Genomic DNA, 9,567 nt, shown 5'->3' with positions numbered 1-9,567 from the left:
CCTGGTCCAGATGACGCGCAAGCGCATGGGCACCGGGCTCGTGGAGGTGTTCTCGGAGACCTGCGAGCCCTGCGCCGTCGCGTCGACGCGGAGCACGGCGTCTTCCTCGCCGAGTCCTCCCAGGTGGTCCGCCGCGCACTGGACGCCGGACACACCCCGCGCTCCTTCCTGCTGGGGGACCGCTATCGCGGTTCCTTCGCGGACGTGCTCGCCGCCCACCCGGACGTCCCGGTCTTCACCGGACCCGACGACGTGCTCGAGGCACTCACCGGCTTCCACCTGCACCGCGGCGCCCTGGCCGCGATGGACCGCCCCGCGCCCCGGCCGCCCGCCGACGTCCTCGCGGGCGCGCGGCGCGTGCTCATCGCCGCGGACCTCGTGGACCACACGAACGGGGGCGGTTCCAAACCACCGCAGGTTGGCGATCGCTCCTCGGATACGAGCCGACCTTGGCAGCCCGAGGTAGCGAAAAGCGAGTTCGACGATACGTTCGAGCTGAACCCTGGCGCGTCCAGCGGTGCGGAACGGCGCAGGACGGCAGTTCCCAGCGCGAGTCCAGCGGGCCGAGGAGATCGTTCTGCCTCGAATACGAAGAGCCGCTCGCGGATTGCGATCTTCGAGAACATCGTCGATCATACGAATCTTGGAGCCGCGTTTAGGTCAGCCGCGGCGATCGGCGTGGACGCCGTCCTCGTCACCCCCAGTTGCGCGGACCCGCTGTACCGCCGGTCGATCCGGGTCTCGATGGGAACGGTGTTCCAGGTCCCCTGGGCGCGCATCGACTCATGGCCCGCGGACATCGACATGGTCAAGGAATATGGCTACGTCGTGGCCGGCATGACGCTTGGCGAGGGAGCGATCACGCTCGACGAGCTGGTTGCCGAGGACCACCCGCATCTCGCGCTGGTGTTCGGGGCAGAAGGCCACGGCCTAACGCGTCAGGCCGACCGCCGGCTCGACCGACGGGTGACGATCCCGATGATGCACGGCGTGGACTCGTTGAACGTTGCGGCATCGGCGGCCGTGGCGTTCTACGCGACGAGGTAGCTCGGTGGCGACACGGTCAGCCAAACAGAACTTCAACCATGCCGTATCCAAGGAATGTCAGTGGTCTACGGCAGGATTGACCACAGTAGAGAGAAGGATTACAGGCCTGTGAGCAATGAACTGAGGTCGCTCCTTGAGCGCGTCGAGGCGAACGATCCCGGCACCGCCAAGGAGCTGCGCCGGCACATCGACGCGCTGCAGAGCCGACGGCAGTTTGGACTAAACTTCGAGCGCCACACTCCGGAGTCCGTCGCGCTCACCGGGCGACCGATCTCAGTGGGCGACAAGGTGCGCTTCCTGCCTCCGCGCGGGGAGACCGAGGTCGAGTCGAAGGGGACCTGGATCGTCACCGCCATCTCGGGCTCTAAGGGCAAGCGGGTGGCGAGCCTGCTCGACCCGAGGACTGAGGAAGAGGCCACTTGTGCCCTCGACGACCTGGTCTTTGTCGCCGACTTCCGCGATCCCATCTACCCAGGTCTCGTGTCGACCGGCACCGTGGAGCGCGGCGGCGACAAGCCGTTCCACACGGTCATCAATGCCGAGAACTATCACGCCCTCGAAGCGATGCTTTTTACGTATCAGGGCAGGGTCGACTGCATCTACATCGACCCGCCCTACAACACCCGGGCGAACGACTGGAAATACAACAACGACTACGTCGATCCGGGCGACTCGTACTCGCATTCGAAGTGGCTCGCATTCATGGAACGCCGTCTCAAGATTGCCAAGAAGCTCCTCAACCCTCGAGACTCCGTCCTCATTGTCACCATCGACGAGAAGGAATACCTGCGCCTCGGACTACTTCTCGAGCAGCTGTTCCCCGAAGCGACCATCCAGATGGTGTCGATCCTCATCAATCCAAAGGGCGTCTCTCGAGGCGCATTCCGGCGTGCTGATGAATACGCATTCTTCGTCATGCTCGGCTCGTCGCAGCCATCCAGGCTCCCGCTGACTAAGGAGTGGTCGCCGTCCCCCAAAGTGGTCGCCGGCATCACGGAAGACGAGTCTCCCGTGGACGCGGGCGAAGGGGGTCAGGAACCCGGATGGACGTCGATGATGCGACGAGGATCCAGCTCGCGGCGCGGAGACCGTCCAACCATGTTCTACCCCATCTATGCCGATCCCGATTTCCCAGCGATCGTAGGAGTCGGAGAACCTGTCCCGCAGGGGCAGCACGACGTCCCGGAGAAGCCAGGCCTCATCACGATCCTGCCGATCAGGCGGAACGGGAGCGAAGGTCGATGGCAAATCGGTCGATCCGAGCTCCTCGAACGCATCGAGCAAGGGCGGGTCCGCCTTGGTCGACGGACTTCATACGGATACGTCGTCAACTACCTGCCGGATGGCGAGTACGCCGCTGTGCTCTCGAACAAGTTCGAGATCTCCGGTCGAGCCGCGGACGGATCACTCATCGCGAATCGAGTCGACACCAATGACGACGACCGCATCGCACCGACCCAGTGGAAGATCACGGCCCACAACGCCTCCGAGTACGGATCGACGCTACTCAGCAAGTTCCTCCCCGGACGCTCCTTTCCCTTCCCGAAGTCGCTCTACGCAGTCGAAGATGCTCTGCGCTTCTTCGTGAAGGACAAGCCCGAAGCGTTAATCCTTGATTTCTTCGCCGGCTCGGGCACCACAGCACACGCAGTCATGCGCCTCAACAAGCAGGACGACGGTCGGCGGCGCTCGATCTCGGTCACGAACAACGAGGTCAACGATCAGGAAGACGTGTTTCTGAGAAAAGGAATGCGGCCGGGTGACACCGACTGGGAAGCTCACGGGATCTGTGAGCGCGTGACGAAGCCGCGCATCAAGTCCGCCATAACAGGCGAAACCCCTGAAGGTAGTCCGATCGCCGGAAGCTACAGGTTCATCGACGAATTCCCGATGGCTGACGGTCTCGAAGAGAACGTCGAATTCTTCACACTGACGTACGAGAACGCCGCTCTGGTCGAGCTCGACATGGCGTTCGAGCGGATCGCGCCGCTGCTATGGATGCGCGCTGGCTCCGAAGGCCGGCGGATCGACGCGCGTACCGACACCTTCGACGTCGCCGACACCTACGCGGTGCTGTTCAACGTGGACGCGTCCAGGCCGTTCCTCGCGGCCGTGGACAAAGCCGATGGGCTGCGAATCGCCTACATCGTCACGGACGACGAGACCCAGTACCAGGCGGTCGCGGGCCAGCTGCCCGACGGCGTCGAGTCGGTTCGGCTCTATGAGTCCTACCTGCGCACGTTCCAGATCAACACCGGGAGGGCCTGAGCGATGCGCTTCACGCTGAAGGACTATCAGACCACTGCTGTCGGCGAGATCCTCACGACGCTGGGATACGCCCGGGAGGACTGGCATGGACGCGGGCGGCGCACGGCGTTCGCCCTGTCATCGACGACCGGCTCCGGCAAGACGGTCATCGCCGCCACAGTCATCGAGGCTCTCCTGCACGGCAGTGACGAGTTCGACGTCCAGGCCGACCCCTCGGCGGTGGTGCTCTGGGTCTCCAAGGACCCCGCCCTCAACCTGCAGACCAAGAGTCGCTTCATCGAGTGCGCCGATCGGATCCCGTCCGGCGACCTCGTTCTGCTCGACAAGACCTATTCCGAGGAGTCCCTGCGGACCGGGACCGTGTACTTCATCAACCCGGACAAGCTGGGCAAGAAAACCGACTTCGTCAAGCACACCGACACCCGGCACTACACGTTCTGGGAGATCCTCGCCAACACGATCGCCGATGAGGACAAGACGCTCTACATGGTCCTCGACGAGGCGCACGAGGGCATGAAGTCCCAGACGGCCACCGAGCAGACGATCGTGCAGAAGATCATCAACGGTAACGGCGTCAATCCCGCGGTACCAATCGTCTGGGGCATCTCGGCCACGGTGAAGCGGTTCGACGAGGCGATGACGAGGGCGGACGCGTTCACGAAGGAGAAGAACGTCGTCATCGACCCGAAGGACGTCCAAGACTCCGGGCTGCTCAAGAACGCACTGACCCTCGACATCCCCGACGAGGACGGCGAGTTCTCGACCACGATGGTCCGCGACGCCACCATCGACTTCGTCGAGGTGTGCGATCTCTGGGACGCCTACTGCGACGAGCAGGGCATCGACCCTGTTGTGCCGCTACTCGTTGCGCAGATCCCGAACAAGACCGCGGGGGAGAAGGACACCGAGAAGGGGCTCAAAGAGGAGGACGCGCTCATCCACCTCGTCCTCGAGACGATCCGCAAGCACTGGCCGGACATGCCGGCCGACTGCGTCGCCCACGTCCTCGGCGACCGCGCAACCATAGAGGTCGGCTCTTACGAGATCCCGAAGGTCGCCCCTCAGGATGTGGAGCACGACCACCAGATCCGAGTGCTCATCGCCAAGGATGCGGTCTCGACCGGCTGGGACTGCCCGCGGGCCGAGGTCCTCGTCTCGCTGCGGCCGGCCAAGGAGGACACCTACGTCACCCAGCTCCTCGGGCGCATGGTCCGGACGCCCCTGGCCCAGGAGACCAGCGTCGAGCGGCTCAACGCCGCATCGTGCTACCTGCCGCACTTCGACAGGGCCACGGCGAAGATCGTCGCCGAGGAGATCATGGGCATGCGCGAGCCGCGATCGGGTGACCGTGGGGCGGCGGTCAGCAAGGTGATGCTCAAGCCGGTCGTCCTCCGCCGGAACCAGAACGTTGCCGATGAGGTGTTCCGCCTGATCCGTGGCTTGCCCTCGTTCGCGAAGCCGGCAGCGGCTCCGCGACCCATCAAGCGGATCCTAAAGGCCGCGCAGGCTCTCGCCCAGGACGACCTCGTGCCCGACGCCAATCGGATCGCGCACGAGGCGATGTTCGACGTCCTCGACAGCATCGCCGCATCCAGCGCCGACGCCGTGGCGACCCAGACGAAGAACATCATGCGTGCCGATATCAGGCGCATCCTCGTCGAGCGGGGCGAGAGTGAGGCGTCCGACTCGACGGACAAGCGCGACGCTGATGCTGCCACCGTCGACGACGCCCTGCGTCACCTGCGCCGGGCCATCACCGCCTCGGTGGTCAACCGCTACCTGTCACGCGACATGCAGGACGCGATCAATGAGGCGTACGAGCTCGGCGAGGACCCGACGGCGGTGGACATCACCCAGATCCGCGCTCGAGTCGCCGCTCTGGCGTTCATCGACGCTGAGGTCCAGAAGCCCGTCGAGGACGCCGCTGACTCGCTCACGCGGCTCTGGCTGACGACCAAGGCCAAGGACATCGCAGGCCTCCCGGATTCTCGGAAGCCCATGTACGAGGCAATCCAGGATATGGCCCGCGAGCCGGAGCCGGTCGCGATCGAGATCAAGACCGACGAGATCGTCGACTCGGTGGATACCGACGGCAACCTGCTTCCGATCGAGAAGAAGCATCTGCTCTCCACGCCCAATGGCGACTACCCCCTTGAGCTGAAGATGGCCAAGAATCGCTGGGAACGGGCAACGATCAAGCACGAGCTGAGCCTCAGCAGCCTTGAGGGTTGGTACCGCAACCCGTCTGCTGCCGGCCGACACTCGCTGCGGATCGCCCACAAATCAGGCGAGGCATGGAGGTCGGTGCAACCGGACTTCGTGTTCGTGCACAGCACCGCCGACGGGCTGCGGCCGTCCATCATCGACCCGCACGGCGCCCATCTTGGCGACTCGGCACCGAAGCTCAAGGCGTTGGCCGAGTACGCCGACGAGCACGGTGGCGAGTTCGATCGGATCATCGCCGTCGGCATCGAGATGGACGGCGATCTCTGGGGCCTCGACCTTAAGAGCTCGAAGATCCGGAGGGCCGTCTACGAATCTCCTGCCGACAGCGACTCCATCAAGCGGCTGTACGGGCAGCACGGGACGAAGTACACAACCATTTCAGAGAGCGTCTGAGGGAGGCCATCATGCGGCTGTCGAGGTTCCGCGTCCGGAAGTTCCGCAACATCATCGACACCGGCGAGATCGACGTCGACGAGGCGGTCACCTGCCTCGTCGGCATGAACGAGTCCGGCAAGACGGCGGTGCTCTCCGCGCTGCACCGACTCAATCCAATCGACGGCGAGAGCTTCGACGAGCAGCGCGACTATCCGCGCTGGCTGCTGTCCAAGGACCGGCGGGAGGGAGTCATCAGTGACGCATCGCCGATCTCGGCGGCCTTCGAGCTCGAGCCGGCGGACCGTGAACTGCTCGAAGCCGCGGTCGGAGCAGGCGTCTTTACCGCTAACGAGATCACTGTTTCCCGCAAGTACAACACCGATGCGACGACGTGGGACATCCCGCGCGACACGAAGCGCGCGGTCCAGAACCTGCTGTCTGGCCTGGAGCTCCGGAAGAAGACGTCGGATCAGTTCAAGAACGTCTCTGACCTCGACGGAATCGAAGCGATCTGCGCGCAGCTCGTCGCCGACGAGACTGACAAGCAGCACGAGAAGACCTCGGATGAGATCGCCACCATTCGGGAGGCGATTGCTGCCCTCCCGGGAAAGGACGTCTGGGCCGTGGCGGTGGCCGTGCTCAAGAGCAGGCTTCCCAAGTTCTTCTACTTCTCCGACTACTCACAGTTGGACGGCCGCATCGACATCAACGACCTCGCCGAGAAGGACGAGCAGGTCGGCTCCTCGGCTGACCAGACTGCACGCGCTCTTCTGCGACTTGCCAGCACGACGCCGGCCGCCATGGCGAGCAGCGACTACGAAGACCGGAAGTCTGAACTCGAAGCGGTGGGGCACGAGTTGACCAGCCAAGTGTTCGAGTACTGGAAGCAGAACGACAACCTCCAGGTCGAATTCGACGTCGACCGCAAGATCAAACAGATCAACCCTCAACAACACACGATCGAGAAGACCTATCTCGACATCCGAGTCAAGGACACGCGCCACTCCTTCTCCAACAACTTCGCTCGAAGGTCCTCGGGTTTCCGGTGGTTCTTCTCCTTCCTCGCGGCATTCACCGAGTTCGAGAGCCGCAAGGAGCCAGTGGTCGTCCTGCTCGACGAGCCGGGCCTCACGCTGCACGCCCGCGCGCAGGCCGACTTCGTCCGATTCATCAATGAGCGTCTCGCGACTGCCGTCCAGGTCCTCTACACGACGCACAGCCCCTTCATGGTCGAGACCGACAGGATCGACCGCGTCCGGATCGTCGAGGATGGCGGGCCCAAGACCGGTGCGACCGTCACCCGTGAGGCGCTCACTGTCGGCGAGGGCAGCCTGTTCCCGCTGCAGGCGGCGCTCGGATACGACCTCGCGCAACACCTGTTCATCGGTCCGTCGAACCTCCTCGTCGAGGGGCCAAGCGACTACATCTACCTCGACGCGATCAGCAGAGCTCTGGTGGACCGCGGGCGCACCGGGCTGGACGACCGCTGGCGGGTGCTCCCGGCGGGCGGCGCGTCCAACATCCCGGCCTTCGTTGCGCTCATGGGGCGAAACCTGGACGTGACGGTGCTCGTCGATTCGGGGACCGAAGGCGCGGATCGCTTGCAGAAGGCGGTGGACGCCGCCCGGCTCGAGCGCGACAGGATCATTCAGGTGAGCGAGGTGACCGGTCGCCGGCACTCCGACATTGAGGACCTGTTCGAGGTGGAGGATTATCTCAGCCTCTACAACGAGGCGTTCGGAACTTCAGTCACTGCTGGCGACCTCGGTCACGGCGATCGCATCGTGAAGCGACTCACCGACCTCCGTGGCGGGTCCTACGACCACTACCGACCGGCCGACGTGATTCTCCGCAACCCGGCGAGGCTGGACGGCCTCAGCGACGCGACGTTCGATCGATTCGAGACGCTGATCAAGCGGATCAATCGCAGTGATCATTGAGCCGGCCGTATCAAATTCGCGCTTCCGCGAAAGTCCAACTCTCGCTGGGTGGACCGTGCCTGATGCATGTACATCTTGCTTGCCCCCTCCGGTCTAGGTGTAGGAGGGCATGACGTTGTTGACTCGGGCCGGGGCCAGTGAGGCCGGCGGGGCGTCCCCGCAGGAGGTATGAGGCCGATGGTAGTTGTAGTGGTTCACCCACACCTGCAGGGCCTCACGCCGAGCCGTCTCTGAGGTAAACGGGCGGGCGTAGAGGACCTCATCGACCATCAGCCGGTTGTAGCGTTCGACCTTCCCGTTATGGCGCGGGGTGTATGGGCGGATCCGGTGGTGTCGGCCCCCGAGCGAGACCACCTTCGCGGTGAAGTCCGCAGCCCGGTAGTTGTTCCCGTTGTCCGTGACCACCCTGTCGATCCGGATGCCGTGGGCGGCGAAGAACGCCCGCGCCCGGCAGAAGAACCCGATCGTGGTCACCGTCCGCTCATCCTCCAACGCCTCGGTGTAGGCCCGGCGGGTGAACCCGTCGATCGCCGAGTGCAGGTACGTGTAGCCGACCCGTCGGCCAGGCCCGCGCTTGGCTGCTCGCGCGTTCTCGGAGTCCCGTCCGTGAGCACGCCAGCCGCCCCCGTCAGGGATCTTCCCGATCTTCTTCACGTCCAGGTGCACCATGTGCCCCGGCCCCCTCGCGGTGATCCTCTGGGCCGGCTGCTGGCACAGGTCTTCCCCGGCCGGGGTCAGGTCCCGTAGCCGGGAGAGCCCGGCCCGGTGCAGCCACCGTCCCACGGTACGAAGACACACCCGGTGGCCCTCGGAGACGAGGTGGTGATGGATCCGGCGGGCCGACCACTTCTCCCTGCGACGCAGGGTCTGGATCTGGGCCACCACCTCGGGGTCGAGCTGGGCAGGTGAACGGCGCGGACGGCTGGGCCGGTCGAGCAGCCCGGCCTCGCCCTCGGCGCGGTAGCGGGCCACCCAGGTGGCCACCGTGGGACGTGCGACCCGGAACTCGGCGGCCACGTGCGCTTGTGGGATCCCGTCGTTCAGGTGGCGTTGGACCATCCTGAGACGGCCGGTGGGAGTCAGGGGTGCATTAGCGTGAGTCATGAGTGGGTCTCTTTGCGCGGATGGGTGGTGTAGGAACTTCCATCCTGCGGGAGAGGCCCACTCGTCTGATCTCAGCCCGGCCCTCGTGCCAAGAACCTCATGACCCACAACACCTAGGCCGGCCAAGAGCCGCGCCACCCGCTCGAGAGGCCCTCAACCCGGCCTTGATCCTGGCGCTCCGGATGCTTCTGCGGCCCTCTGCGATCTCGCGGCACTGGCCCAGGAAGAACGACGGCTCTGAGTGGTCACCGGCGGCCGCGCCCCCGAGCACTCGAACGGCAACTCCTCGGTCGACCAGATCGACCACCACCTCCAGTTCATCAGCCATGGACTGCGCCGGGTAGCGAACCTTCGTGACGACGATCTGGCCCTGACTGCGCATGTCGTTCAGTACCGCGAGGAGCTCCGGCCTGTTCTCGATCACGCGCCGCCGGGTCGCGGCCTCTTCGAACACCCGCGAGCAGATCGGATCCAGCGCTTCGTGCTGAACCTCCGCCCCGCGAGCGTCACCGGTTCGCCGGACCAAGCCGATCATCTCCATCGCGGACTACTGGTCTCCGTGCTCAAACCAGCCTGAGCAGTCCGGTTGACGAGGTCTTCGACAGAG

General features: G+C 64.8%; 6 protein-coding genes. 4 read left to right on the top strand and 2 right to left on the bottom strand.

The annotated features are described in order from the left end of the window. Positions 1–123: 123 nt before the first annotated feature. The 4 genes from QL983_RS01795 to QL983_RS01780 all read left to right on the top strand — a co-directional run bounded on the left by QL983_RS01795 (position 124) and on the right by QL983_RS01780 (position 7,856). Positions 124–1,047 carry an RNA methyltransferase gene (locus QL983_RS01795; protein WP_290151139.1) on the top strand — a complete coding sequence of 308 codons (924 nt, stop codon included), beginning with the start codon at positions 124–126 and terminating at the stop codon, positions 1,045–1,047. 108 nt (positions 1,048–1,155) lie between these two features. Beyond that, positions 1,156–3,315, top strand: coding sequence for a DNA methyltransferase (locus QL983_RS01790; protein WP_230297445.1), 2,160 nt, complete (start codon positions 1,156–1,158; stop codon positions 3,313–3,315). A gap of 3 nt (positions 3,316–3,318) precedes the next feature. After that, on the top strand, positions 3,319–5,934 hold the full coding sequence (locus QL983_RS01785) for a DEAD/DEAH box helicase family protein (RefSeq protein ID WP_230297446.1): 2,616 nt from the start codon (positions 3,319–3,321) through the stop codon (positions 5,932–5,934). A gap of 11 nt (positions 5,935–5,945) precedes the next feature. After that, positions 5,946–7,856: an AAA family ATPase gene (locus QL983_RS01780; RefSeq protein ID WP_230297447.1), complete on the top strand. Its 1,911-nt coding sequence runs from the start codon at positions 5,946–5,948 to the stop codon at positions 7,854–7,856. A gap of 93 nt (positions 7,857–7,949) precedes the next feature. Here QL983_RS01780 and QL983_RS01775 read toward each other — a convergent pair whose 3' ends face one another. Together QL983_RS01775 and QL983_RS11420 are read right to left on the bottom strand one after the other, a co-directional pair. Continuing rightward, the gene (locus tag QL983_RS01775; protein WP_290151138.1) at positions 7,950–8,960 is read right to left on the bottom strand and encodes an IS481 family transposase; all 1,011 of its coding nucleotides are present in this window, start codon (positions 8,958–8,960) and stop codon (positions 7,950–7,952) included. A gap of 97 nt (positions 8,961–9,057) precedes the next feature. After that, the gene (locus QL983_RS11420; protein WP_356767469.1) at positions 9,058–9,495 is read right to left on the bottom strand and encodes a recombinase family protein; all 438 of its coding nucleotides are present in this window, start codon (positions 9,493–9,495) and stop codon (positions 9,058–9,060) included. Between the last annotated feature and the right edge of the window lie 72 nt (positions 9,496–9,567).

This window comes from Micrococcus sp. APC 4021, assembly GCF_030407635.1.
Lineage (GTDB): Bacteria > Actinomycetota > Actinomycetes > Actinomycetales > Micrococcaceae > Micrococcus > Micrococcus luteus.
The sequence above is the reverse complement of the archived record's forward strand: the minus strand, read 5'-3'. Positions and strand labels throughout refer to the sequence as shown.